This window comes from Clostridium polyendosporum (assembly GCF_018332455.1).
In the GTDB taxonomy this organism is placed as follows: Bacteria; Bacillota; Clostridia; order Clostridiales; family Clostridiaceae; genus Clostridium_AY; species Clostridium_AY polyendosporum.
Genome location: NZ_BOPZ01000091.1, coordinates 1 through 357, shown reverse-complemented (window position 1 = coordinate 357; position 357 = coordinate 1). Strand labels below are relative to the sequence as shown.

At 38.9% G+C, this 357-nt stretch carries 1 protein-coding gene; it reads right to left on the bottom strand.

The genetic code is table 11. The annotated features are described in order from the left end of the window. On the bottom strand, positions 1-357 hold a 357-nt coding region (locus tag CPJCM30710_RS17540; protein WP_212905404.1), incomplete at both ends, for a PTS transporter subunit EIIC.

The window sequence follows — 357 nt, the reverse complement described above, 5'->3', positions numbered from 1 at the left end:
CAACCAGTTTTGTGCTGCCCAGTCAATTATTCCACCACCAAAGTTACCTACTACTCCAAAGGCAAATGAAGTTGCTGCTAAAGTTGCTGCTAAGACTGCATGTACACCAAATAGAGCTGGTGCTATAAATAAGAAAGTAAATTCAAGTGGTTCTGTAATACCAGCTATAATTGCTGTTAGTGTAGATGGTATAAGTAAACCTGCAACAACTTTCTTCTTTTCAGGTCTAGCTGTTGCATAGATTGCTAATGCAATACCAGTACATCCAAAGACTTTAGATGATCCATGTAGTGCAAATCCACCTGCAGGGAACATTTCTTTTAATGAATGTGCAGTTGTTGCAAACTCAGGTAAGTG